Origin of the sequence: Mesorhizobium sp. BAC0120, from assembly GCF_033542235.1 — a bacterium.
Taxonomy (GTDB): Bacteria; Pseudomonadota; Alphaproteobacteria; order Rhizobiales; family Rhizobiaceae; genus JAWRCU01.
Window position 1 is genome coordinate 323,348 of sequence record NZ_JAWRCU010000002.1, and the last position, 24,945, is coordinate 348,292.

The following is a 24,945-nucleotide window of genomic DNA, read 5'->3' on the forward strand; positions in this document are numbered from 1 at the left end:
CTAGACGAGACAGCCCACATGGTTGAAATCGGCCATTTCGCCCTCGTTCTGGCATTTGCGCTGTCGCTCGTTCAGTCGACGGTACCTATGATGGGGACCCGGCGCGGCGACGAGCGCATGATGGCGGTCGGCGGGCCAGTGGCGGTTACCGGCTTTGCGCTGACCGCGATAGCCTTCGCGGTGCTGGTCTCAGCCCATGTCCGGTCGGACTTCTCCGTCACTACGGTCTGGGAGAATTCGCATTCGCTGAAGCCGATGCTGTTCAAGGTGACCGGTACCTGGGGCAACCACGAGGGCTCGATGCTTCTGTGGGTGCTGATTCTCACCTTTTTCGGGGCGCTCGTCGCTGTTTTCAGCCGCAACCTGCCGCAGTCGCTGCGCGCCAATGTGCTTGCCGTGCAAGGCTGGATCGGTGCGGCGTTCCTGCTCTTCATCCTGACGACGTCGAACCCGTTTGCGCGACTCGATCCGGCGCCGTTCGAGGGCCGTGACCTCAACCCGATCCTGCAGGACATCGGCCTCGCGGTGCATCCGCCGATGCTTTATCTTGGCTATGTCGGGTTTTCGATCTCCTTCTCCTTCGCGGTAGCGGCCCTTATCGAGGGTCGCATCGACGCCGCCTGGGCCCGCTGGGTCCGGCCGTGGACCCTGGCTGCCTGGATGTTTCTCACCGGCGGCATCGCGATGGGCTCTTATTGGGCCTATTACGAGCTCGGCTGGGGTGGGTTCTGGTTTTGGGACCCGGTGGAGAACGCGTCATTCATGCCCTGGCTCGCCGGCACCGCGCTGCTCCACTCGGCGATCGTCATGGAAAAACGGTCGGCGCTGAAGATCTGGACGATCCTGCTGGCAATCCTGACCTTCTCCTTCTCATTGCTAGGCACCTTCCTCGTTCGCTCGGGCGTGCTGACCTCAGTGCATGCCTTCGCCTCGGACCCGACGCGCGGCGTCTTCATCCTGGTCATCCTCGCTGTCTTTATCGGTGGATCGCTGGCGCTCTTCGCGTTGCGCGCGACGTCGCTTTCGGCCGGCGGCCTGTTCCATCCGATCTCCCGCGAGGGCGCGCTGGTGTTGAACAATCTGTTCCTGACGACGGCCGCCGCCACGGTGCTGATCGGAACACTTTACCCGCTCATTCTTGAAGCAGTCTCCCGCGACAAGATCTCGGTCGGCGCGCCTTTCTTCAATATGACATTCGCTCCGTTGATGGTGCCGCTGCTTGCGGTCGTGCCATTCGGACCGCTGCTCGCCTGGAAGCGAGGCGATCTTTATGGAGCGGCTCAGCGTCTGTTTTTCGCCTTCGGTGGTGCAATCCTTGCCGTGCTGGCAATGCTCCTCCTGGTCGACGGCGCCTCCGTGCTCGCGGCCCTCGGTGCTGGGCTGGCTGCCTGGCTTGTGCTCGGCGCGCTGACCGACCTGGCGATCAGGTCGGCGTTGGGTAGCGTGCCCTTCTCTGTCTCGCTCAGGCGTTTTGCCGGCCTGCCGCGTTCGGTCTTCGGTACAGCGCTTGCGCATCTTGGCCTGGGCTTGACGCTGCTTGGCATCGCTTCGACGCTGTCGCTGCAGACCGAACGGATTACATCGGTTAAGCCCGGCGATACGATTGAACTTTCCGGCTACACGCTTCATTTCAGCGGCATCACCAGGTTCGACGGTCCGAACTACGACGAGGATCAGGCCCATTTCGCCGTGTCTCGCAGTGGGCATCCATTGGGAGAGGTGATGTCATCCAAGCGCTTCTATCCGGTCAGGCAGATGCCCACGACCGAGTCCGGCATCCGGACCTTCGGGTTCAGCCAGCTCTATGTTTCGCTCGGCGACAAAGGGGCTGACGGCTCCCTTGTCGTACGCGTCTGGTGGAAACCGCTGGTGACGCTGATCTGGCTCGGCGGGCTCGTGATGATGGCAGGCGCGGCGGTCTCGCTGATGGATCGCAGGCTGCGGGTCGGCGCGCCGGCACGCCGGCGAGCGATTGCCGCAAGGGCCAGGGTCCCCGCAGAATGACGGGTTGGCGCATCGCGGCCCTCCTGGCGCTGCTCGGCAGCTTGATGTTTGCGCGGCCCGCCTTTGCCGTGCTGCCGAGCGAGATGCTTCCTGATCCCGCGCAGGAGGCGCGGGCGCGGACGATCTCGGAAGAGCTGCGCTGCATGGTCTGCCAGAATCAGTCGATCGATGATTCCGATGCCGATCTCGCGCACGACCTGCGCGTCCTCGTGCGCGAGCGCATCAAGGCCGGAGACAGCGACAGCCAGGTGATCGACTATATCGTCGCGCGCTACGGCGAGTTCGTGCTCTTGAAGCCGACCTTCAGCCTCAAGAACGCGCTGCTCTGGGGCACGCCTGGGATCCTGCTTGCCGCGGGTGCGATCTTCGTGGTGTTCACGGCGCGATCCAGGCGGCGCAGCGAGCCGAGACTATCGGCCGACGAGCAGGCGGCACTCGATCGCATTCTCGCAGGGACAGAAGAGGAGCTGGGCGGCGGCGTCTAACGATTGCCTGCTTGCGGGCCGACTTCGCCAGTCGCGAGCTCGAAAACACGCTGCGGCTCGGCAATTCCCTTGAGCGCGTGCATGCCGAGGTCGTGGATCATACCCTTCGGCAGAACCAAGGCGACGTCTTGCGAGCAGACGGCGGATCTGTCGAGCTGCTTGGCGATGATTTCGAGGCGGCTGACATAGTTGACCGTCGGCCCGACCACGGTGAAGTCCAGCCGGTCAAGGCTTCCGATGTTCCCATAGACCACGGGGCCGACATGCAGCGCGGCCACGAAAGGGGTTCCAGCCACTGTGGGCCGCTCGAAAGCGCGGGCAATACTGCGCACAGCCCGCAGGCATGCCTCCCGCCTGCCGACCGCTTCGGCAGGGAATGCCGCAAGCACGCCGTCGCCGATGAATTTCAGCACGTCGCCGCCTTCCGCGCGCACGGCGTCGACCACGGTCTCGAAATAGCTGCCAAGCCTGTCAAGAAGCACATCGGGTGCCAGTCGTTCCGAGAGGCCGGTGAAATCACGCAGGTCGGTGACGAGGACGGCCGCCTCGGTCTCCGTGGTCTGTCCGCGCTGGAAGGCTCCGTTGACGACACGGCTGGCGGGGCCGCTGCCGAGATAGACTTCCAGCAGGCTTTCCATGGAATGGCGCATCGCAGCCGGTTCCAATGCGGCGGCAATCGCAGGCGCGATCGCTTCGATGAGGACGATCTCTTCGTCGGTGAAGCCGCCGGGGCGATCGGTAGTGAAGGCGGCGCTTTGCACCGATGCATCGCCGTATTCGATAGGGAGTGCGAGATAATCCGTGCCGCCGGCTTCGGCCTGCTCGAAAAGAACGCTGTGATCGCGACCGGGAACCAGGTGCTTCAGCGAGTGATGAAAGGTGCTCCTCGTATTGATGACATGCTCGAACGGGCTGCCGCGAAAGGAGTCTGTCGCCAGCACGCCGCGTGGCACCGTGTAAAGCTCAGCTCCCCCGCCGCGGGTCCAGACCACCCCCCAGGCACCGATCATGGGGTTGGAAACCCGTTGGCCGATCCGCACTCGCAACAGTGGAATCCCTGCCTCGACGAGGCGGTCGATCAGCCCCTTGACGATCTCCTCGGGCGGAAGGTTCCGCCGAGCTGGTCCGATCAGCCAACCAGTGATCCCGGCCTGAACGGCTGAGGGACCTCCTATATCCATCAGAGGTTTTGTTTCCACGAGATTGGTCACGTTGCGCTCCATCCGCAATGTAGGCAGCATGCGATGGAAGAAAAAGTTCCGTCGTCGAGATTACCCTGCGAAAGTCGGCCGATGGTGCGGCTTCAGGCTGAAAACATTACGAAAGTTTCATCCGGTGGAAATGGCTGCGTAATGTGGTGAGAACTATCTCTCCTTTCGAGGATGCAGGCTCCTGAGGCATCCCTTCAGAAGAGGATTTGACACATGAATGTTCCAGCAAACTCCGGTTCGAAGACGCGGACCCGCCTTTTAGCGGCTGCGGCTTCGATCGCGATTGCGGGCGCGATCGGCTTTGGCGCGGTTGCGTCTGGTACGGCCCCAGTGCTTGCCGATGCGGTCAAGGTAGAGGGGCAGCAGGTCCCCGGCTTCGCCGATGTCGTCGAGAAGGTCTCCCCTGCAGTCGTCAGCGTGCGCGTGAAATCCAAGGCCGAGCCGGCTTCCGATAACGGCCAGTTCTTCGACTTCCAGGGCCCGCAAGGATTCGACCAGCTTCCGGATGATCATCCGCTGAAGCGCTTTTTCCGCGAGTTCCGCAATGAGAACGGCCCGCAGCGTCGTGGTCAGCGCGATGCCAAGCCGCGGCCGGTTGCCCAGGGTTCGGGCTTCTTCATCTCAGAGGACGGCTATCTCGTCACCAACAATCACGTCGTCGACGGCGGCACGGATTTCACCGTTGTGACCGATGACGGCAAGGAGCTCGATGCCAAGCTGGTCGGAACCGATCCGAAGACCGACGTCGCTGTGTTGAAGGTCGACGGCAAGGGCCAGAAGTTCACCTATGTGAACTTCGCCGATGATTCGAAGGTGCGCGTCGGCGACTGGGTGGTCGCGGTCGGCAACCCCTTCGGCCTCGGCGGCACCGTGACGGCAGGCATCGTTTCGGCTCGCGGCCGCGACATCGGCGCAGGTCCGTATGACGACTTCCTTCAGATCGATGCGGCCGTGAACCACGGCAACTCCGGTGGTCCGGACTTCAACCTGAGCGGCGAGGTCGTCGGCATCAACACCGCGATCTTCTCGCCCTCGGGCGGCAGCGTCGGCATCGCCTTCGCGATTCCCGCCTCGACGGCCAAGGAAGTCGTGCACGATCTGATGACGAGCGGCACGGTCAACCGCGGCTGGCTCGGCGTCGAGATCCAGCCCGTCAACGACGAGATCGCCGATTCGCTCGGCCTTGCCGCCGGCAGCAAGGGCGCGCTGGTCGCCAACGCCCAGGACGACAGCCCGGGCAAGAAGGCCGGCATCAAGGCGGGTGACGTGATCACCAGGGTCGACGGCAAGAAAGTCGACGGCCCGCGCGAGCTTGCTCGCATCATCGGCGAAACAGCTCCGGGCAAGGAGGTCAACATCACGCTCTGGCGTGACGGCAAGTCCCAGGACGTTAAGCTGACGCTCGGCGAGCTGAAGCCCGACCAGAAGCAGGCTTCGGTTGAGCAGCCTAAGAATCAGCATGAAAGCGATACGCTCAACGACTTCGGCTTGACCGTTACCCAGTCCGAGGACGGCAAGGGTATTGTCGTAACAGATGTCGACCCCGGCAGCTCGGCCGACGACCGCGGCATCCAGGCCGGCGACGTGATCACGGCGGTGAACTCGACTGAGGTCACCGGCGCCAGCGACTTCAACAAGGCGGTCTCCGAAGCGGCTAAGGCCGGCAAGAAGGCCGTACTCGTCCAGATTACGCGCGACAATAGCAATCGCTTTGTCGCGCTGCCGGTCGCGAAAGGCTGAAAAGGTCCTATTCCCGGCTTCCGGCCGACCGCTCTCAAGGCTGGAAGCACGGGTCGTGATGGAACCGGACACGTTGTCGGTACCCGTGCCCGGCTCCCGCGGCAGCAGGTTCTATGTCCTGCTGCCGCACTGTCTTCGGCAGACGGCGGGAATCCATGCTAACAGAGCCAGCACAGACAGCCGATTCCGCGTATAAGGCTCCTATGAAGATTCTTCTCGTAGAAGATGATCGGGAGGCCGCGGAGTATCTCCAGAAGGCATTCGCCGAGGCAGGCCATACTGCCCATGTCGCTGCCGATGGCGAAAGCGGGTTCCTGCTCGCCGACAGCGGCGACTATGATGTGCTCGTGGTCGACCGCATGCTGCCGAGGCGCGACGGCCTCTCGCTGATTGCCGGCTTGCGCTCACGCGGCAACACTACGCCTGCACTGATCCTCTCGGCCCTCGGTGCGGTAGACGACCGCGTGACCGGTTTGAGGGCGGGCGGCGATGACTATCTTACCAAGCCTTATGCTTTCTCCGAGCTGCTTGCTCGCGTCGAGGTGCTCAACCGCCGGGCCAGCGCCAAGGAGGTCGAGACCGTCTACCGTGTCGGCGATCTCGAACTCGACCGCCTGTCGCATGTGGTAAGGCGTGGAGGCCGAGAAATCGTGCTGCAGCCGCGCGAGTTCCGCCTGCTGGAATATCTGATGCGCCACGCCGGGCAGGTGGTCACGCGCACGATGCTCCTCGAAAATGTGTGGGACTATCACTTCGATCCGCAGACCAATGTCATCGACGTGCATGTCTCGCGCCTGCGCGCCAAGATCGAGAAGGGTTTCGACGGCCCGGTCCTGCATACGGTGCGCGGTGCGGGCTACATGCTCAAGGCCGGGTGAGACTTGCAGCGTAGGCTTTCGGCCATCCTGAAGACGACGGCCGCGCGGCTCTCCGCGCTCTACCTCCTTCTCTTTGCGGTCTGCGCCGTGGTGCTCGTCATCTACATGACGTCCTTGTCCGTGCGCATGCTGACCGCGCAGACGATGGATACCATCAACGAGGAGGTGCAGGACCTTGCCCGCGCATATGAGCGGGGCGGCCTGCCCCTGCTTGCCCGCTACATCGAGCTGCGTTCACGTCAACCCGGCGCAAACCTCTATTTGATCGCCGATTCCGACGGCCGTATCCTGGCCGGCAACGTCCAGAGCCTCGAGCCCGGCGTGCTGGCGACCGATGGTTGGACGACCCGACCCTTCACCTATACCCGCTATGGCGAGACCGCTGGGCGCGGTGGGCTGCTGCAGCGAACGCAGGTTGCGCCCTTGCAATCGCATGCGGCCATTGCCTTGGTGTTCCGGCTGCCCAACCAGATGATAGTGCTGGTCGGTCGTGACCTCGGCGAACCGGAGCGCTTTCGTGTCGTCGTGCGTAATGCGCTGATGGCGGCCTTCGGCATGATGGGACTTGGCGCGCTGGCCATCTGGTTCTTCGTGGGGCGGCGTGCGCTGAAGCGCATCGACGACGTTTCGGCTGCGAGCTTGAGAATCATGGGCGGCGACCTTTCGGGCCGACTGCCGGTTAGCGGTGCAGGCGACGAGTTCGACCGGCTGTCGGAGAACCTCAACGTCATGCTGGCAAGGATAGGGGACCTCAACGAGGGGCTGAAGCAGGTCTCCGACAACATCGCACACGACCTGAAGACGCCATTGACCAGGTTGCGAAACCGCGCCGAAGCAACTCTGAATTCCGCACCGAGCCCCACCGAATATCGCGCGGCGCTCGAGAGCATGATCGCCGAATCCGATCAGCTGATCCGCACCTTCAACGCGATTCTGATGATCTCGCGCCTCGAAGCAGGCTATTCGGCCGAACAGGTCGTCAAAGTCGATCTGGCAGAAGCCGTCCGGGACGTGGCGGAGCTTTACGAGCCGGCGGCCGACGAGGTGGGTGTCACGCTGGAAACGACTATCGATGCTGCGCATATCGTGACAGGAAACCGCGAGCTGATTGGCCAGGCACTCTCCAATATTGTCGACAACGCCATCAAATATTCGGCGGGGGCCAGCGAAAACCCGTTGGTCAAGGTCGCGCTGGCGAGAAGGGGCAACGATGCCGTGCTGTCCGTCAGCGACAATGGCCCTGGCATCCCCGATCCACAGGACCGCGAGCGCGCAACCGAGCGTTTCGTTCGGTTGGAGAAAAGCCGTTCGCAGCCGGGTTCGGGCCTGGGCTTGAGCCTCGCCAAGGCCGTCATGAAATTCCATGGCGGGCGGCTGGACCTTGTCTCCGGCGATCCGGGCCTTACTGTCTCCATGGTGTTCCACGAGGCAAGGGGTGAATCATGAAGCCGGCGAGCGCGGCACGGACCGGAGGGAAACCTGGCTGGTCATGGACGCCGCGTCGGCTCGTTGCGCTCGACAGCGGGCAAGCTGAGGCCGAGGTCGCCGAGATCGTCGGCATTGCTGGCGAAAGTGGCTTGCCGCGGCTAGCCGCCTTGCTCTCGGAAGCTGGGCCGGTGCGCGACTTCCTGGGAGCCGTTTTCGACCTGTCCGATTTTATGCGCGACTACGCACGGCGTCGCCCTGAAGTGCTCGAGCGGCTTCTGGACAGCACCATCCCCGAGCGGCTTTCTCAGATCAACGAGGCAATCGCCGCTGCGGCATTCAGGGAAGGTGTTGGCGAGACAGCGTTGATGGCAGAATTGCGCGCGCTGAAGTCGGAAGCCCATTTCCTGATCGCCCTCGGAGAGCTTGGGGGCGAATCCGATACCGAGGCGACGGTACGCCGGCTCTCCGCGCTGGCTGACGCTTGCGTCGGCGCCGCGGTGAACTTTCTGCTCAGGGACTCCCATGCGCAAGGCAAGCTCGAGCTTGCCGACCCGACGAATCCCTCGAATGGCTCCGGCTGGATCGTGCTCGGCATGGGCAAGCTCGGCGCCCATGAGCTGAACTTCTCCTCGGATATCGACCTGATCCTGTTCTACGATCCCGAAGCACCGGCGATCCTGGATCCGCAGGACGGCACGGAGTTGTTCTCTCGCCTGGCGCGTCGGCTGGTACGCATTCTCCAGGACCGTACCGGCGACGGCTATGTTTTTCGGACAGACCTCAGGCTGAGGCCCGATCCCGGCTCTACGCCTCTGGCAATCCCGGTCGGCGCCGCTCTCCTCTACTATGAGGGGAGGGGCCAGAACTGGGAGCGTGCCGCCATGATCAAGGCGCGACCTGTCGCTGGCGACACTGAAGCAGGCGAAGTCTTCCTTGCCGAGCTCAGGCCCTATGTCTGGCGCAAATACATGGACTACGCGGCAATCGCCGACGTGCATTCGATCAAGCGGCAGATCCATGCGCATAAGGGGCATGGTGAGATCGCGGTCAGGGGCCACAACGTCAAGCTCGGTCGCGGCGGCATCCGCGAGATCGAATTCTTCGTCCAGACCCAGCAACTCATTGCCGGCGGCCGCTTCCCGGATCTGCGTGGCCGCGAGACGGTGGCGATGCTGAGGGCTCTCGCCGCCCATCAGTGGATCACCACCGAGGTCTGCGATGCGCTGATCGAGCAATACTGGTTTCTGCGTCGGGTCGAGCATGCCGTGCAGATGGTCGCCGACGAGCAGACCCATCTGCTGCCCGAGGACGACGAGGGCCTCGCCCGGATTGCGCATATGCTGGGCTTTGCCGATGCGGAGGAGTTCGCCACGGCTTTCCGCAAGTCGCTCAACACGGTCGAGAAGCATTACGCAGCGCTGTTCGAGACGGCGCCGCAGCTCTCCGCCGGGGTCGGTAATCTTGTTTTCACCGGCGATGTCGACGATCCGGACACACTGGAGACGCTGAGGACGCTCGGCTTCAAGCGGCCGAGCGATATCTGTCGCGTTATCCGCGGCTGGCATTTCGGCCGCTATCGCGCGACGCGCTCGGCCGAGGCGCGGGAGCGCCTGACGGAGCTAACCCCGGCGCTGCTCAGGGCCTTCGGCGAGACGCGCCGGGCCGATAAGGCGCTGATCCGCTTCGATGCCTTTCTGCAAGGCCTGCCGGCCGGCGTGCAGCTGTTCTCGTTGCTACAGTCCAACCCTGGACTGCTGAAACTGCTCGCGACCATCATGGGCGCGGCGCCGCGACTCGCCGACATTATCACGCGTCGCCCGCATGTCTTCGACGGCCTGCTCGATCCGGCCTTGTTGTCGGAGCTTCCGGACAAGGCCTATCTGTCCGCCCGGCTGGAGACCTTCCTCGCCTCAGCGGGGAACTATGAGGAAACGCTCGACCAGCTGCGCATCTTCAATGCAGAGCACAAATTCCTGATCGGCGTGCGCCTGCTCACCGGTGGCATCGACGCCACTCGGGCGGGGAGGGCATTTTCGGACCTCGCCGATATCACGATCGGCGCCGCGCTCGATACCGTGACGGACGAGTTCGCGCTGCGGCATGGTCGGGTGCCAGGCGCGAAGGTGGCGATCCTTGGCATGGGCAAGCTCGGCAGCCGCGAGCTGACCGCCGGCTCCGACGTCGACCTGATCCTTCTCTACGATCATGACGAGACGGTCGATGAGTCCGATGGAGCGAAGCGGCTTGCGCCCTCGCATTATTTCGCGCGGCTGACCCAGCGGCTGATCGCGGCCGTCTCGGCGCCGACCGCCGAAGGCGTCCTCTACGAGCTCGATCTCAGGCTGCGGCCCTCTGGCAACAAGGGCCCGGTCGCTACGCATTTCGGGGCCTTCAGCAAATACCAGCGCAGTGACGCCTGGACATGGGAGCATATGGCGCTGACGCGTGCCCGCGTGGTCGCCGGTGATGCAGGGTTCGCGAAGACCATCGCCGCCGAGATCGATGACATACTGGCTCTGCCGCACGAAAGATCGAAGGTCATTGCCGATGCGGTGGAAATGCGCGTGGTGCTGGAGGAGGAGAAGCCGCCGCGTGACTTCTGGGACCTGAAGCTCACGCCCGGCGGCCTGATCGACCTCGAATTCATCGCCCAGGTGGCGATGCTGACAGGCGGTGTCATGCTCGGGTCGCGGTCGACCTCGACCGCCGATGTTCTTGCGCATCTGTCGCCTGACCTTGCTTCCCCGCAGGCGCGGCAGGAGCTTTGCGAAGGCTACGCGCTCTATTCGTCTTTGACGCAGATGATACGGCTCTGCCTGACCGGGCCGTTTGAACGCGAGAGTGTACCGCCGGGGCTCTCGGACCTGCTCATCAGGGCGGCCGACCTGCCGGAATTCTCCGTCCTGGAGGCGCATCTCAAGGAGACGGAGAAAAAGGTGCGGAAGAACTTCGACCTTCTCTTTCGTGCGGAGCGAGGGTGAGGGAAGTGGTCGCCGCGATCGGACGAATCGGAGCGGAGAACCGCCAACCGCGATCTTGCTAAACGAAGCGCGAACTCTTCTCGGCAATCGTCTCGCGCAGTTCTCCCACAAACTCTTCAATCAGTCGCGAGCGAGGGCGGTGCGACGGATATAGGAGCCACATTTCGAAGCCGATTGCTGGGCGGAACGGACGGATCACGATATCAGATGACGGGAATTCGGCCGCGGTGAAAGGGTCGACGATCGAAACGCCGGCGCCAGATGACACAAGACGGCACGCGACGGCCGACAGATTGGTCTCCAGTTGCACACGGCGCGGCACGCCGCGATGGTCGAAGACGCGGCTGACCATCTGTTCGGCGCGATCTTCGCGGCCAAGCCCAATGAATGGCACGTCAGTCAGATCCTCGGGCGTGATGGTGGACTTGGCGGCCACTGGATGTCCCGGCGGCAGGATGCAGACCGCGTTGGCACGCGTCAGCGGCTCGACCTTGACCGACGGGTGATCCATCCGCAGCAGCGAAATACCGAGGTCGATCTGCTGGCTGAGCACCCAATCGGCGATCTTTGCGGAAGTGCGTACATGCACGGTCAGATGAACGTCTGGGCGTTCCAGCGAGAGGCGTGCCACGAGGTCCGGGACCACGCGCAGTCCAAGGCTGGGGAGGCAGCCGAGCCGCACATGCCCCGCCCGCTTCTCGCGCAGATCGTCAGCGAAGCGCTCGATGCGGTCCATGCTGTGGAACACGCGATCGATCTCCTCGAACAGCAATCGCGCCTCCGGTGTGGGTATGACACGCCGCTTGTCGCGCGCGAACAAAGTCAGCTTCGTGGAGTGCTCCAGCTCCATGATCAGCTTGCTGACCGCGGGTTGCGAAATGCGCAACCGTTCGGCGGCCGCCGTGACGCTGCCGGCTTCGATTACCGCCCGGAACGCCTCGATCTGTCGCGGTTTCATGGCCGGCTCACATAAGGTCTGGTTATGAACTCGCTCGCATAATGAATTTGACGGTAATGAGCCAGCAGTATCTGATTTGGTCCGAAATCAGCCCGCCTGCTGCCAGCGCAAATAATCATGCATCACCCGGACACCATCATCACCTCTGAGCACGTCATCTATCATTTCGACGCCTCTATGCAGGGCAAATGGCGGGTAAAGCCGGGCGAACTGGTCGAAATCCGCTGCCCTGACGGCGTGCACGGACAGATCAGGACGGAAACGGATCGCTACCAGGCGGTCGACTACGACCACGTGAATGATGCGGTCGGTCCGATCCATGTCGAGGGTGCCGAACCTGGAGACCGGCTGGTCATCGACATCAAGGACATCCAAATCCCGCAGGACTGGGGATACGTGCTGCTGATTCCGAATTTCGGCCTGCTGCAGAAGAAGATCAAGGAAGCCAAGACCAAGATCGTCGCCATACGTGATGGTCACGTCCATTTTGACGAACTCCGGATCCCGCTTGATCCCTGCATCGGCACGATCGGCGTGGCGCCCGCCGAGGGCCGGTACAACACCGTGATCCCTTTCGACCATGGCGGCAACATGGACACGACAGCGATCCGGGCCGGTGCGCGCGTCCATTTTCCGGTCAACAGGGCCGGCGGACTGATCGCCATGGGCGACGCCAAGGCCGTTATGGGCGACGGCGAGGTCTGCGGAACAGGGGTCGGTGTGCCGATCAATGTCTTCGCCCGATTCGAGATCATCAAAGGTAAGCGCCTGCCGCGCCCCGTGATCGAGACGGCTACCGAATGGCAGTTCGTGGCCAGCGCCGAGACCGTCGAACAAGCCTGCGGCCTCGCCAACGAAGACATGATCGCAGCCATTTCCCGCGTCCGGGGCAGCTGCTGGGAGGAGGCCTACATGCTCAGCAGTCTGGTCGGCGACCTGCGCATCAGCCAGGTAGTCGATCCATTGATGACGGTGCGAATGGCCATAGACAAGAAGTACCTGCCTAGCATCGATTAGAAAGAAAAGAGGGGTCAACAACCATGAGCATCCGCATCCACCTGGCAACTACTACAGCCATCGCCCTTTGTGGCCTGGGCTTTACAGCAGCGACTGCATTTACGCAGGAACCCCGGCAGATGACGATCGCGTGCTATGCCGCCGGCATCCAGGAATATGTCGAGGGCGATATCCTCCCGGCGTTCGAGAAGGAATTCAACGTCAAGGTCTCCTACCTGCCTGGAGTGTCGCTGGCGACCATATCCAAACTCCAGGCGCAAAAGGACAATCCGCAGATCGACGTCGCATGTCTTGACGATGGCCCGCGTGAGCAAGCCAAGGCAATGGGGCTGCTGCAGGCAACCGATCCGTCGAAGATGCCGAATCTCGCCAAGGTTTATGACGTTGCCAAAATGCCCGACAACATCGGCATTGGCTGGGCCATGTTCGGCGTCGGGATCGTATATAATCCGGAGGCTTACAAGAAGGCGAACCTGGAGCCGCCGAAGTCCTGGAACGATCTGGCGCGGCCGGAGCTCAAAGGCCATGTCATCGCTGACACGGTTACGTCGACCTACGGCCTCGACCTGCTGATCATGCTGGCCAAGGCCAATGGCGGGGATCTCGACAACATGGATCCGGGCTTTGCCAAGATGAAGGAAGTCGCCGAAAACGTTCCGACTTTCGATACCACGGCTGACCTCAGCCCATTTTTCCAGCAGGCCGATGCCTGGGCTGGAGTCTGGACGAATGGCGAGGCCAACGGCTATCGGACCAAGACCGGCTTCCCGATGGAATTCGTCTATCCGGCCGAGGGCGCACCTGCGCTTTTCGCCACCGCCAACGTCGTCAAGAACGCACCCAATGCCGATCTCGCCGATGCTTTCCTAAACTATCTGGTGGGCAAGGAGGCGCAACAGGTTGTCGGCGAAAAGATCGGCTTCGGCCCGGTGAACAGCGAAGTTGTCCTGCCGCCGGAAAAGGCCGCCAATGTCACATATGGCGCAGATGCGGCGAAGAGCCTGGTGCAACTCGATTGGGCGATCATCAATGAAAAGCGCGCCGAATGGACGGATCGCTGGAATCGCGAGATCGAGCGCTGAGCTGCTAGGCTGCTTGTCGCGCGGCCCCCTGCAGGCATTGCTCTAAGCTTATCCGTCGGTCGCAATAAGCGGCCGACGGAGCCGCCGCATCGAAATTGTGACGATGAGCTATCTCAACATCCATGATCTAAAAGTCCGCTATGGCGATTTCCACGCGCTAAAGGGCGTGTCCTTCAGCGTAGCGGAGCGCGAGCGCATCTGCTTGCTCGGCCCGTCGGGCTGCGGGAAAACCACCACCTTGCAGGTCGTAGCGGGTTTCGTCACGCCGGAGAGCGGCGAAGTGGGGCTCGCCGGGCGCAGCCTGTTGGGCTTTGCCCCCGAGAAGCGCAACATCGGGATCATGTTCCAGAACTATGCGCTCTTCCCGCATATGACTGTTTTCGAGAACGTGGCGTTCGGGCTGAGAATGCGCAACGTTGCTGCCACAGAAATCAAGCAGCAGGTGACGGCCGCGCTGGAGCGCGTGCAGCTTGCCCATGCAGCGCAGAAGCTGCCGGCCATGCTGTCTGGCGGCGAACAGCAGCGCATCGCATTTGCGCGCGCCGTGGTGATCAAGCCCAATTTGCTGCTGCTTGACGAACCGTTCAGCAATCTCGATGCGAGGCTGCGTCAAGAGATGCGCGCCGAGCTCCTTGAATTGCTGGCGAACCTGCCGATCGCCACGGTCATGGTCACCCATGACCAGGAAGAGGCCATGGCAATAGCCGATCGCATCGTCGTGATGCGATCCGGGCAAATCCAGCAGATCGGCACGCCGAGCGAGATCTATGACACGCCGGCGAGCCTGTTTGCGGCGCGTTTCATAGGCGACAGCAACACGTTTTCAGGGAAAGTGATGTCGATCGACGGAGGCACCGCCGAGATCGACATAGCCGGGGTGGGCCGCATTCGCGCCAAGAACCATGGGCTAGGCATTGGCGCAACGGCCGAAGTTCTAGTTCGACCGCAGCGCGTCCGCCTGGCCCAGGACGATTCCCTGCAACCCTGCCAGAATGTCGTGGCCGCGATCATGGAGCGCGTGCTGTTCTTGGGCCACCGCACCGAGTTTCATGTGCGGCTCTCCAACGGCGCGATGTTTATTGTCTGGACGCAGGACAGCAGCCTTCCCGATATTCAAGCTGGCGCGGCGATAAAGCTCGTGTGGAGCGTGTCTGACGCCTTCGCTTTCCCGACCGAGAACTAGGCTATGCGGGCCGACGCGACATTGCTGAGGAGTTGGCTGGCGCTGGCGCTGGTCCCGTTGGTCTTGTTCGCGATTTTCTATGTCGTGCCTGTTGTCCAGCTTTTCTGGTTGAGCCTTAGCCGCTTCGATCCGGCCGTCGGCATTATTCCGGCGGTCGACCCTGGATATTTTTTCACTTTCCTGACCGATAGTTATTATCTCGGCATTCTCGGCCGCACCGTTGCGATCAGCGTCGCGACGACCATCGCCACCGCCATTCTCGCCTATCCTCTCGCGATATATCTTTTGATCAGCAAGGGTTGGCGGCAGACCGGGCTGCTGATCGTCCTGGTGCTTCCGCTGGTTACCAGCAGCATCGTGGTTTCCTATGGCTGGCTGATCCTGCTCGGACCAAGAGGATTGGTGAACGACGTCGCCATGAATCTCGGACTGACGTCCACGCCACTGCAGCTGATGTACACTGATACAGGCATCGTCATCGGCTTGACGCATGTCCTGCTGGTGTTCATGGCGCTTTCAATTGCGGCCTCCATGCAGGCCATCGACGCCAATCTGTGGAAGGCGGCGCGCAGTCTTGGCGCCACATCCTGGACGACATTTCGAAAAGTAACGTTTCCGCTCACCTTGCCCGGCCTGCGCACAGGGTGTCTGCTTGTATTCTCATTGAGCATGAGTGCCTATGCTACGCCGGTGCTGATCGGCGGGCCGCGTCGCAAGGTGCTATCCTACCTCATCTATCAGCAGAGCTCCGGATTGCTGAATTGGCCGTTTGCCGCAGCCATGGCGGTCATCCTGCTCGCCAGCACGCTCGGGATAGTGGCAGCCGTGCGGCTCTACACACATACGCGCAGGAGCGCGACGCTCCGTCGTGCGGGGGCAGCCTGATGAGTGAGCGTGCGAACAGCGCCAACCGCGCGATTGAGAGGCTCAAGCGAAGCGCGCTCGGCGCTTACGTCCTGCTGCTCTCGGGCTTTCTGGTTGCGCCAATCGTTGCAATCACGCTGGGCTCGCTGACGGCCGGCAATTACGTATCGTTCCCGCCACAGGGGTTGAGCCTGAAATGGTATGCTGCGATTTTCTCGCAGCCGGCCTACCTTCAGGCGCTGCTGCTCAGCCTGGTCATAGCCTGTATTTCGGCGACCGTGGCGATCATGCTTGGCGTTTTGGTGGCGCTTGCTCTGCACCGCTTTCCGACACGCCTCAATATCCTGCTGCAGGCATTCGTGCTGACTCCGGTCATGCTTCCTTCGATCTTTGTCGGGCTGGCTTTTCTCATCGCCTATACGCGGATGGGCTTCGGCGGCACGGCCTTCGGTCTGTTCGCCGCGCATGTGGTTGTGGCGACGCCCTTTGCCGTATCGCTACTGCTGGTTGGCGTCGCTGGCGTCAACCCGGTGCTGGAGATGGCGGCCCGCAGCCTCGGGGCCTCCCCATGGCGAGCGCGCAGGCTGATCACGCTACCGTTGATAGCCTGGAGCATGGCGGCCGGCTGGGGTTTCTCCTTCATGATGTCGTTCGGCAGTCTTGAAATCTCGCTGTTCCTCAACACGCCGAAGGCGGTAACGCTGCCGGTCGCGATCTACACAGCGCTCGAATGGTCGCCTCTTGATCCGATGTTGACCGCCATCTCGTCTGGCCTGGTCATCGTTACGCTGATCGTGCTGCTGCTCCTCGTGCGAACGGTCAAGATCGACCAGATTATGAAGCGGAGCGGCTCGTGAGCGCCTTCTTCGACTTTGCAGTCATCGGCGGCGGGCTTGTCGGCGCCGCTCTCGCCCGCGGAATGGCACGCGAGGGTCTAAGCGTTTGCGTGCTCGATGAAGGCGATGTCGCTTATCGCGCCTCGCGCGGCAACTTCGCGCTGGTGTGGCTGCAGAGCAAGGGCATCAATATGCCCGCCTATGCCAACTGGACGCGCCGATCGGTCGAGCTTTGGCCGGCATATGCGGCGGGGCTGCTAAACGAAACTGGAATAGATGTCTCGCTTCAGCAGGATGGCGGGTTCCACCTCGCACTCTCGGATATCGAGATGGAGCGCCTCATTGCCGTCGCTGAGGGCGTTAATGGCCAGCCTGGGGTCAAACCCTATCCCTATTCTGTTCTCGATGGAGATGAGGTCCGCAGACGACTGCCAGGTGCGGGCCCTGCTATCGTCGGGGGCACTTATTCACCGCTTGATGGCCACGTGAACGCGCTGCGCCTCTACAGGGCAATGCACAAAGCGTTGATTGCCGCAGGAGTAGATTATCGGCCCGGCAGCAGAGTGGCACGCATCAGCCATGCTGGCGGCTTCTCGCTGTCGATCGATGGAGGCGGCGAAGTCAGAGCGAAGCGCATTGTCCTCACCGCCGGGCTCGACAACGCGCGGCTGGCGCCGATGGTGGGTCTCTCGGCCCCGGTCCGCCCGCAGCGCGGCAACATCATCGTCACTGAAAAGGCGGCGCCTTTCCTGAAAATGCCCGTCCAGACCGTCCGCCAGACCGACGAAGGCAGCGTGATGATAGGTGACTCCCAAGAGGAGGCCGGTTTGTCCGAAGACATCAACAGCGGCATCATGGGCGTCATGGCGGATCGTGCCATCCGCATGTTTCCGGCCATCGCGGATCTCAACATCGTGCGCATGTGGGCATGCCTGAGGGTGCTCAGCCCGGATGGCTTTCCAATCTACGACCAGTCAAAGACACATCCGGGAGCCTTTCTCGCCACATGCCATAGCGGCGTGACGCTGGCTGCCGTCCATGCGGCGGTGCTGGCTCCGCATATCGCGCGCGGCACGCTGCCAGAGGAAGCTCAAGCATTTCACGCAGGGAGACTGCATGTTCCGAAGGCTGCCTGAGACCTACCAAGGGTGGGTGTCTCTGACGATCGACGGCGGCGTGTGTGTGGGCCGCGAGGGGGACAGCGTAGCGGCGCTCCTGCTCGAAGCCGGTTATGCAGCATGCCGCAACAGTGCTGTCTCGGGCGAGCCCCGCGGCCCCTATTGCATGATGGGCGTCTGCTTCGAATGCCTGGTCGAAATCGACGGCATTGCCAATCGCCAGGCCTGCCTCGTCCCGATCGCCGAAGGCATGAAGGTTGAGACGGGCGCGGGACGCCGGAAGGTGACCCCGTGAAGCGGCTGGCGAGCGTGGACGACCTGCCGGCAAGCTGCGATCTCGCCATCATCGGCGCGGGTCCTGCTGGTCTTGCCGCAGCCGCGGCTGCCGCTGAATGCGGGCTGCACGTTCTGGTTCTGGACGAGAACCCGGAGCCCGGGGGGCAGATATATCGCGGGCTGGGCGCGGCGCCGGCTTCTCGGCGGCAGATACTGGGCAGAGATTACGAACGCGGCGACTCGCTGCTGTCGGGAATGCTGGGCAGCACGGCTTCCTATCTTTCCGGCGCGACGGTCTGGATGGCGTCCCGCGACCTCGAGATCGGCGTATCGAAAGATGGCATGAGCCGCATCATCGGCGCGCGACGGATCCTGCTTGCCACCGGTGCGCTCGAGCGCCCGTTTCCCATCCTCGGCTGGACTCTGCCTGGCGTCCTGACCGCCGGCGCGGCGCAGGGGCTTCTGAAGAGTTCGGGGATGGTACCGCAGGGGCCTTTCGTGCTGGCCGGCACTGGGCCGCTGCTGTGGCTGCTCGCCTCTCAATTGATCGCGGCCGAGGCGCCGCCGCTCGCCATCCTGGACACGACATTGCTGGCAACGCGCTCCAGCGTCGTCGGCGCGCTGCCCGCATTCCTGGCCTCGCCTTACCTGCTGAAGGGCCTGCGTCTCATGCGGTCTGTTCGCAGGAAAGTGCGCGTCATTGGCGGCGTCACCGAGTTGCGGGCGCTCGGCGAGGGCCATCTGCGCAGCGTTGCCTATCGCGTAGGAAGGGGCAAAACCGAGACGATCAACGTCGAAGGTCTGTTCTTGCATCAGGGTATTGCGCCCAACGTCAACATGGCGAGCGCGGCAGGGTGCGACCTGGCCTGGGACCGTGTCCAGCTGTGCTGGAAACCTGTTACAGATAGCTGGGGGCGCAGTAGCGTGCCCGGTATCTCCATCGCCGGCGACGGCGCCGGCATCAGCGGAGCGGAAGCTGCCGCCGGCTTCGGACGGCTTTGCGGCCTGGATGCTGCCGCGAGGCTCGGCCGGATCAGCGAAGCCGAGCGCGACGAGAGGGCATTGCCCGCACGTCGCGAACTGTCTCGCTACGCCCGCGGCCGCCGCCTCCTCGATTTGATGTTCCAGCCGCCCGACACCTTCCGCCGCGCGTCGCCCGACGCAATAGTGTGCCGCTGCGAGGAGATAACCGGCCGGCAGGTCACCGAAATCGTCGCCGACTTCGGCGAGGTCGGGCCGAACCAGCTCAAATCCTATCTCCGTTGTGGCATGGGACCATGCCAGGGCCGGCTCTGCGGCCTGACTGTCACGGAGATGATTGCTGCCGAGCGCAACGTCTCCCCATCAGAGGTGGGCTACTATCGCCTGCGCTTCCCCATAAAGCCGGTTACCCTGGCAGAAATTGCCACGCTCCCGCACGACGACGACGACGTGCGTGCCGTCGTGCGCGGGTGACATGTGGCTGACGTCATCGTCATTGGCGGTGGCATTCACGGCTGTTCCGCCGCCTTCCATCTTGCGCGGCGTGGCGTCTCGGTCCAGCTCATCGAGAAGGATACGATCGGTCGCCATGCGTCTGGCGTGAATGCCGGCGGCGTGCGTCAGATATTTCGGGCACTTCCCGAGATCCCGCTCAGCATCGCGGCCATGCGCCTGTGGGAGCGCATCGAGGACCTGCTTGACGACGATTGCGGCTTTGTTGCGCAGGGCCATCTGTTCGTTGCAGAAAACGACGCGGAATTGGAACAGCTCAAGGCCCGCCGTGACACGATCGTCGCCGCTGGCTTCGACCATGAGGAGCTGATCGGCGCGAGCGAATTGCGCGGGCTCGTCCCGGCCCTTGCCGGCCACTGTGTCGGCGCCCTGATCTCGCGTCGCGACGGGGCGGCGCTGCCCTTCCACACGGTCCAAGCCTTCCGCCGGCAGATGAGACGACTTGGCGTCGGCGTTGCCGAGGAAACTCGCGTGACCGCACTTCGCCGCACAAGTTCTGTTTGGGCTGTGGAAACTGCCCAAGGCGACCGGTTCGAAGCGCCTGTGGTGGTCAATACGGCAGGCGCCTGGGGGGCGGCGGTCGCCGCCCAGGTCGGTGAGCGCGTGGAGATGCAGGCCGTCGCCCCCATGCTGATGATCAGCGAGCGCGTGGCGCCGTTCCTGTCTCAGGTGATCAGTGCGGCCGTCGCGCCGCTGTCGTTCAAGCAGTTCGCCAACGGCACCGTGCTCATTGGGGGCGGCTACGAGGGGCGTGCTCATCCGGACGTCAATCGCACGGATCTCGACTTCCGGAAGCTTTCACGCAACGCCAAGACCGTCTACGACCTATTCCCGGTGATGCGCGGTGCCCGCATCATACGCGCTTGGGCCGGAATAGAAGGGCGCATGAGCGACGGCATTCCGGTGATCGGCCCGAGTCAGGCTGAAACCGGCCTGTTTCACGCCTTCGGGTTCTCCGCGCATGGTTTCCAGCTCGGCCCCATTGTCGGATCTATCGTCGCCGACTTGATCATCGACGGAACGACCGAACTGCCGATCGATGCTTTCTCCATCCGACGTTTCAACGCGTCCGAGGCCGGAAGTCGGCCCGGCTATTCCGCGGGCATCTGAGCGCGCAGTCTCACGAGATGCATCATGGCTCGAGATGTCACCTTGTCCGATCGACCGACTGTCGCCCCTGCCGATCCGTCCTGGTGGTTCGCCGAAGCCATCGCTGCCGAGAAAGGGGCTGAGCCGGCGGCGGCGTTGAATGGCACGCTCGCAGTCGATGTCGCCATCGTTGGCGGTGGCTATACCGGCCTCTGGACGGCGCTTGCCCTAAAGGAGCGCCGCCCCTCGCTTTCCATTGCCCTCATCGAAGCATCGCTATGCGGCTCGGGTGCCAGCGGCAAGAACGGGGGTAAGGTCCATGGCTACTGGGCTGGACTGGCTGGCATGGCGAAGGCCATCGGGGACGACGCAGCTGTTGCTGTCGCGCGCGCCGGCACGCGGGCGCAGGACGCCATCCGCGCCTTTGCGACGGCACCAGGCCGCGACGTCTGGTGGCGCGACAGCGGCAATCTGCGGATTTCCGCCTCACCCGCGCAGGACCCCAAAGTCAGCCTGATGGTTAATGAGGCACGCCGCCTCGACGAGCCCGACTCGGCACAGCCGCTGAACCCTGCCGAAGTTGCGGCGCGCTGCAGGTCTCCTGTGTTCCGGGCGGGCGTCTTCCTTCCGGAAGGCGCCAATCTGCATCCGGCCCGCATGGCGCGCGCGCTACGCCGCGCCGCGATCGATACCGGCGTGCAGGTGTTCGAGCATACGCCGATGGTGGCGCTCGACAAAGGAAGCCCGAACCGCATCCGCGTGCCGGCCGGCGAGGTCATCGCACGCGAGGTAGTGCTTGCCACCAATGTGGATCTGGCAGCGACACCAGAGGTTCGTCCGCATGTCAGTGTGTTCTCGAGCTACGCCTTGATGACCGAGCCGGCGCCGGAACAAGTCGCCGCTATGAGCTGGACGGGCGACGAGGGGATCGCCGATCTTAGAATGTTCGTCCACTACTTCCGCAAGACGCCCGACGGTCGCGTCCTTATGGGCAGCGGCTCCGGCCCGATCAGCTATGGCGGCGACACGTCCTCGCGGCGCTTGCGCGAGGATTTAGCCAGCGCCGGCCGCGCCGAACGAGGGCTGCGGCGGCTTCTGCCCGGACTTGCATCGGTCAAAGTTGCGAAGAGCTGGGGCGGCGCGATCGACGTGTCCGCCGACCGGCTGCCTTTCTTCCGCACAATCCCGGGAACGCGCATTCACTTTGGCTGCGGCTATTCCGGCCATGGCGTGAACCCGACCTACATGGGCGGGCAGTGCCTGGCATCGCTCGTCCTCGGCGAGCGGGATTTCTGGGGGACACTGCCGCTCTGTACCCGCGACGTGCCGACTCTTCCACCGGAGCCGTTCCGCTTCATTGGCGGCAGCGCGATTCGCCGCGCTATCATCGCTTGCGAGGAAGCCGAGGAACGAGAGCAAAGCCCTTCGACGATTGCACGAGTGACCGCCAGCTTGCCTCGCGTCCTTGGCATGCGCATTGGAACGCGTTGAGAGCCCGCGGCATCAATCCCGGCAGATGCCCAGAAGAACTCGCCGCTTCGCGCGGTATACTTGAGCTCATGCGGACCGCAGAAAAGACCAGCCGAAGCACAACACGTGCCGATGGGGCGTGTGGCCAACAGCTAGCGGCGAAATACAAGGCCGGAACTTCGGCAAATTTGGAGCGTTTGTCCGCTCAGCCGGATTCCAGCTGCCAACGGGAACAGCCAGGCGGATCTTTGTCCGGCAATGGCAATCATCTCCGGGAGGATGTGCCATGCCCAACCAGGAATGCGACGACTTGGAACGTGCGTCGAGAGAACACGCCCCCAACGGAACGCTGTCCCGGCGAGCATTTCTAAGGCTATCTATGACCGGCGCTGCGATCGCCGCTGCAGGTGGCCTTGCTTCCTCCTGCATGACAACCCAGTCTGGAGCGCGCGGCGGCCTAACGCCAAAATTGCTGGCGGGATATCAGACGTCGCCCCGTCAGGGCCAACGCTGCGCCGGATGCGTCCATTTCCTGCGGCCCAACGCCTGCGAAATCGTGGCTGGCGAGATAAGCCCGAACGGTTGGTGCCACTTCTATAACCCGCGGCGCCGCGCCTCCTAGTTAGTGGCTGGCTCTGGGGACGTAATCGCCGCTTGAGCCGTCGAGGAATCGAGGTCCGTGCCGGTATCGGCCTGGAGAACACGGGCCTTCAGAGATTGACGTGGCAATCGACGATCATCTTGTCTTCCTCAGAGCACGCCAAATTCGGTGAAAACCTCGGACAGCTTGCGCCCCGCCATCAGTGCCTCCTTGTTGTGGTTCTCGCCTTTGAGCTTGTCGTAGGCTGCCGTGAGCACCTGATTTTCAATGGCCTGCGGGATGACCACGCAGCCATCTCCGATGTTCAGGCATCGCGCCATCCCATCACACGATCGTCGGCGTGATGCCGCCGTCGACGCGCAGTGCGGCGCCGTTGGTGGCGGCCGAGAGCGGGCTCGCGACATAGGCGACAAGCGCCGCGATCTCCTCTGGCTCGATCATGCGCTGGATCAGCGAGGTCGGTCTCTCCTTCGAAAAGAAAGCGCGTTCGATGTCGGCCGCTGGCGCGTTCGGATCGTCCGACACACTCTTGAGAAAATCGAGGATGCCTTCCGACCGCGTGGTCCCTGGCAGCACCGAATTCACCGTCACACGCGTCCCTTTGGTCGCCGCGGCAAGGCCGCGCGAAATGGCGAGTTGCGCCGTCTTGGTCATACCGTAGTGGATCATGTCTGGTGGTACGATGAGCGCAGAGTCACTGGCGATGAAAATGATCCGGCCCCAGTTGCGCGCGATCATGCCAGGAAAATAGGCGCGCGCGAGCCTGGCCCCGGAAAGCACGTTCACCTCGTAGAATCGGCGCCAGTCCTCGTCGGTGATTTCGACAAACGGCTTGGACTCGTAGATGCCGAGATTGTTCACGAGGACATCGACTGCCGGAACCGCGGCGATCAATGCCGAGGCGCCTTCGGCCGTGGCTGGGTCGGCCAGCACTCCGCGTGCGCCGCTCTTCGCCGCTGCCGCATCGAGCTTTGCCTGGTTCCGCCCGCAAATCACGACCGAGGCGCCTTCGCTTGCAAGCCGCTCGGCGATCGCAAGGCCGATACCCGCTGTTGAGCCCGTGACGAGCACGGTTTTTCCTTTGAGTTGCAGGTCCATGCGTGATCTCCCTTCTTGGTGTTCTGTTGCCGTCGAGGACAGGGCTCCCACCAACCGAAAGAACTCGCCGCTTCGCGCGGTAAATTTGTACGTCGGCGGGCCGCTAGCTGCCGACGGGACCAGCCAGGACGAAATACCTAGCCTTCCGGCACCGCCAGTAGCGGACGTTGCGCGTGCCGCAAAACTCGTTCGGTGGTGCTGCCTCGCAACGCGTCGAGGAATCCTTGGCGGCCAAGCGTCGGCATCACAATCAGCTCGGGATCGAGTTCGCGTGCGAAAGCAACGATCGCCTCAGTGACACTGCCTTCACGAGTGTGGCGTCGCACCCGCCGATCAGATGCGGCATCTACGGAGATCGTAGGCGCGCTATCGGATGTTCCGACATGCAACAAGTGAATGGTTGCATCCGGACAACCGTAAGAATCTGCGACCTCAAACGCCATGGAAATTGCGGCGGCTGGACGAGGCACTCTGTCCACCGGAATCAGTATATTCCGGATCAGGGCTGTCCCTGTGGCCGGATCGACGAACCCCGATGACGATATGGGCAGAAACAAGGTCGGCAAGCGGGCGTGGTTGGCCAGATCGGCCGCGATGGAACCCTTCAGCAGGCGGGCGGCGCCTTCGCGAGCGTGGGTCCCCATCACGATCAGATCGCAGGAGTGGTTCTGAAGCCAGCGCATCACGCCGTTGATCGGGGTGCTATCCTGAATCTCAACCTTCTTGATGCGCACACCAAGCTCGCTGTCGACTGCGCTCTGCGGAGCATCGGAACCGATAAGACCCCAGCGAATGAGGGCGCTGCGCACGCCGGGGAACGAGTGCCAGCTGGCATCCTCATTCTCCGGCAAAGCGTCGGAGTGAAGGATAGAGAACTCGGATTTGGCCCCCACGGCAAGTCGCAAGCCGTGCAAAAACGCGGCTTCGCTGCCCACAGTCAGGTCATTGGGGTGAAGAATGGAACTGATCATCGCGACCTCTATGCGTTAGATAGCAGCCGCACCGCGTACCCCGTGGAAGCCTATCGCAAAGCTTGCCGCTATGCCATCGAGCAGGATGGGCCTGAAACGAGGCAGAGATAATCAGCACCAGCCAGGAGACACAGAAGCCGTCTTGACCGGCAGGTACAGCC

General features: G+C 63.0%; 21 protein-coding genes. 16 read left to right on the forward strand and 5 right to left on the reverse strand.

Features of this window, described 5'->3' with window-relative positions:
* Positions 1–18: 18 nt before the first annotated feature.
* A complete protein-coding gene (locus SAZ10_RS05020) occupies positions 19–2,004 on the forward strand; it encodes a heme lyase CcmF/NrfE family subunit (RefSeq protein WP_318608080.1) in 1,986 nt (661 codons plus the stop codon).
* Positions 2,001–2,489 (forward strand): cytochrome c-type biogenesis protein, encoded by a 489-nt coding sequence (locus SAZ10_RS05025; protein ID WP_318608081.1) that lies wholly within the window; start codon positions 2,001–2,003, stop codon positions 2,487–2,489. The genes SAZ10_RS05020 and SAZ10_RS05025 overlap by 4 nt, the downstream gene beginning before the upstream one ends.
* Here SAZ10_RS05025 and SAZ10_RS05030 read toward each other — a convergent pair.
* On the reverse strand, positions 2,486–3,700 hold the full coding sequence (locus tag SAZ10_RS05030; RefSeq protein ID WP_318608082.1) for an adenylate/guanylate cyclase domain-containing protein: 1,215 nt from the start codon (positions 3,698–3,700) through the stop codon (positions 2,486–2,488). The genes SAZ10_RS05025 and SAZ10_RS05030 overlap by 4 nt on opposite strands.
* Positions 3,701–3,913: 213 nt before the next feature.
* Between SAZ10_RS05030 and SAZ10_RS05035 the strand changes: the two genes are divergently transcribed.
* The 4 genes from SAZ10_RS05035 to SAZ10_RS05050 all read left to right on the forward strand — a co-directional run bounded on the left by SAZ10_RS05035 (position 3,914) and on the right by SAZ10_RS05050 (position 10,727).
* Entirely contained in the window at positions 3,914–5,440 is a 1,527-nt protein-coding gene (locus tag SAZ10_RS05035) for a Do family serine endopeptidase (RefSeq protein WP_318608083.1), read from the forward strand.
* A gap of 203 nt (positions 5,441–5,643) precedes the next feature.
* Positions 5,644–6,318, forward strand: a complete 675-nt coding sequence (locus SAZ10_RS05040; RefSeq protein ID WP_318608084.1) for a response regulator transcription factor — start codon at positions 5,644–5,646, stop codon at positions 6,316–6,318.
* A 3-nt stretch (positions 6,319–6,321) separates the two neighbouring features.
* Positions 6,322–7,764, forward strand: a complete 1,443-nt coding sequence (locus SAZ10_RS05045) for a HAMP domain-containing sensor histidine kinase (protein WP_318608085.1) — start codon at positions 6,322–6,324, stop codon at positions 7,762–7,764.
* Positions 7,761–10,727: a bifunctional [glutamine synthetase] adenylyltransferase/[glutamine synthetase]-adenylyl-L-tyrosine phosphorylase gene (locus SAZ10_RS05050; RefSeq protein WP_318608086.1), complete on the forward strand. Its 2,967-nt coding sequence runs from the start codon at positions 7,761–7,763 to the stop codon at positions 10,725–10,727. Before SAZ10_RS05045 ends, SAZ10_RS05050 begins: the two co-directional genes overlap by 4 nt.
* 58 nt (positions 10,728–10,785) lie before the next feature.
* Here SAZ10_RS05050 and SAZ10_RS05055 read toward each other — a convergent pair whose 3' ends face one another.
* Positions 10,786–11,685, reverse strand: coding sequence for a LysR substrate-binding domain-containing protein (locus SAZ10_RS05055; protein ID WP_318608087.1), 900 nt, complete (start codon positions 11,683–11,685; stop codon positions 10,786–10,788).
* A 117-nt stretch (positions 11,686–11,802) separates the two neighbouring features.
* On the opposite strand from SAZ10_RS05055, the gene SAZ10_RS05060 reads away from it, so the two are divergent.
* From SAZ10_RS05060 to SAZ10_RS05105, 10 genes are all read left to right on the forward strand, one after another.
* Entirely contained in the window at positions 11,803–12,702 is a 900-nt protein-coding gene (locus SAZ10_RS05060; protein WP_318608088.1) for an acetamidase/formamidase family protein, read from the forward strand.
* Positions 12,703–12,821: 119 nt separating this feature from the next.
* The gene (locus SAZ10_RS05065) at positions 12,822–13,784 is read left to right on the forward strand and encodes an ABC transporter substrate-binding protein (RefSeq protein ID WP_318608089.1); all 963 of its coding nucleotides are present in this window, start codon (positions 12,822–12,824) and stop codon (positions 13,782–13,784) included.
* A gap of 103 nt (positions 13,785–13,887) precedes the next feature.
* Positions 13,888–14,967: an ABC transporter ATP-binding protein gene (locus SAZ10_RS05070; protein WP_318608090.1), complete on the forward strand. Its 1,080-nt coding sequence runs from the start codon at positions 13,888–13,890 to the stop codon at positions 14,965–14,967.
* A 3-nt stretch (positions 14,968–14,970) separates the two neighbouring features.
* Complete coding sequence (locus SAZ10_RS05075; protein ID WP_318608091.1) at positions 14,971–15,852, forward strand: ABC transporter permease; 882 nt, start codon at positions 14,971–14,973, stop codon at positions 15,850–15,852.
* On the forward strand, positions 15,852–16,688 hold the full coding sequence (locus SAZ10_RS05080) for an ABC transporter permease (RefSeq protein WP_318608092.1): 837 nt from the start codon (positions 15,852–15,854) through the stop codon (positions 16,686–16,688). Before SAZ10_RS05075 ends, SAZ10_RS05080 begins: the two co-directional genes overlap by 1 nt.
* Positions 16,685–17,803: an FAD-dependent oxidoreductase gene (locus tag SAZ10_RS05085; protein ID WP_318608093.1), complete on the forward strand. Its 1,119-nt coding sequence runs from the start codon at positions 16,685–16,687 to the stop codon at positions 17,801–17,803. Before SAZ10_RS05080 ends, SAZ10_RS05085 begins: the two co-directional genes overlap by 4 nt.
* On the forward strand, positions 17,784–18,080 hold the full coding sequence (locus SAZ10_RS05090; RefSeq protein ID WP_318608094.1) for a (2Fe-2S)-binding protein: 297 nt from the start codon (positions 17,784–17,786) through the stop codon (positions 18,078–18,080). The genes SAZ10_RS05085 and SAZ10_RS05090 overlap by 20 nt, the downstream gene beginning before the upstream one ends.
* Positions 18,077–19,516: an FAD-dependent oxidoreductase gene (locus SAZ10_RS05095; RefSeq protein WP_318608095.1), complete on the forward strand. Its 1,440-nt coding sequence runs from the start codon at positions 18,077–18,079 to the stop codon at positions 19,514–19,516. Before SAZ10_RS05090 ends, SAZ10_RS05095 begins: the two co-directional genes overlap by 4 nt.
* 3 nt (positions 19,517–19,519) lie before the next feature.
* On the forward strand, positions 19,520–20,665 hold the full coding sequence (locus tag SAZ10_RS05100) for an FAD-binding oxidoreductase (RefSeq protein WP_318608096.1): 1,146 nt from the start codon (positions 19,520–19,522) through the stop codon (positions 20,663–20,665).
* A 24-nt stretch (positions 20,666–20,689) separates the two neighbouring features.
* A complete protein-coding gene (locus tag SAZ10_RS05105) occupies positions 20,690–22,135 on the forward strand; it encodes an FAD-dependent oxidoreductase (RefSeq protein ID WP_318608097.1) in 1,446 nt (481 codons plus the stop codon).
* 729 nt (positions 22,136–22,864) lie between these two features.
* Here the strand turns inward: SAZ10_RS05105 and SAZ10_RS05110 are convergent.
* The 3 genes from SAZ10_RS05110 to SAZ10_RS05120 all read right to left on the reverse strand — a co-directional run bounded on the left by SAZ10_RS05110 (position 22,865) and on the right by SAZ10_RS05120 (position 24,784).
* Complete coding sequence (locus tag SAZ10_RS05110) at positions 22,865–23,002, reverse strand: hypothetical protein (RefSeq protein WP_318608098.1); 138 nt, start codon at positions 23,000–23,002, stop codon at positions 22,865–22,867.
* Positions 23,003–23,039: 37 nt separating this feature from the next.
* Positions 23,040–23,813, reverse strand: coding sequence for an SDR family oxidoreductase (locus tag SAZ10_RS05115; protein WP_318608099.1), 774 nt, complete (start codon positions 23,811–23,813; stop codon positions 23,040–23,042).
* Between the two features lie 137 nt (positions 23,814–23,950).
* Entirely contained in the window at positions 23,951–24,784 is an 834-nt protein-coding gene (locus tag SAZ10_RS05120; protein ID WP_318608100.1) for a universal stress protein, read from the reverse strand.
* Positions 24,785–24,945: the final 161 nt, after the last annotated feature.